Source organism: Streptomyces sp. AC627_RSS907 (genome assembly GCF_019049165.1).
Genome location: NZ_JAGMUE010000962.1, coordinates 1 through 719, shown reverse-complemented (window position 1 = coordinate 719; position 719 = coordinate 1). Strand labels below are relative to the sequence as shown.

The following is a 719-nucleotide window of genomic DNA, read 5'->3' as shown; positions in this document are numbered from 1 at the left end:
GCGCATGACCTACGCCCAGGGCCTGGAACAGCTCACCCCCACGACGGTGCGCGACCTGGCGGCGCTGGAACAGGACCTCGCCGCGTGCCGCGGCAGGGGCTACGCGCTCAACATCGACGAGAGCGTGACCGACGTGCACGGCATCGGCGTGGGCGTACGGGACCGGGACGGCGTCTGCGTGGCCGCCGTGACGATCTCCGCCCCCAGCACCCGCCTCGGCGCCACCCGCGCCGCCGACCTGGCCCCCCTGCTCCACACGGCGGCCGAGGCCATCGGCGCCGAGCTCTAGCGGCACCCGCCCGGGCCCGCCTGGGCCACGCGCCGGCCCGGTCGCGCCGGGCCCCGCCCGCACGCGGGCCACGGATGGCGGTGCGGTCAATGCGCCGGGACGCGACGGCGGCGACGCAGGATGGCGATGCGTCACACCGGGCCGGTGGGACCGGTGGGCGTGGTGACGCCGGCGCGGGGTACCCGAGCCGCGCCCCGCGACCGCACGCGCTCACCCGGCGAGCGACCGCCGTCGCCGGGCGGGGCGCCGCGGTCAGGTGGCGCGCACGGCCGGGCGCCGACCACCCGTCAGGGGCCGACCCCACCCGGCACGGCGAGCGACCAGGAGAGGCGTGATGGGCGAGAACGAGAACGAGCGGGGCAACAGCGCGTACGGCAGGAAACCGTTCCGGCGCTCGCCGAGCCACTTCACCGACCGCATCACCGCGAAC

1 protein-coding gene is annotated in these 719 nt (G+C 77.6%); it reads left to right on the top strand.

The window, feature by feature from the left end; translation table 11 throughout:
- Positions 1–289: IclR family transcriptional regulator C-terminal domain-containing protein (locus tag KUM32_RS39670; RefSeq protein WP_302185256.1), on the top strand; the 289-nt coding region annotated here is incomplete at its 5' end.
- Positions 290–719: the final 430 nt, after the last annotated feature.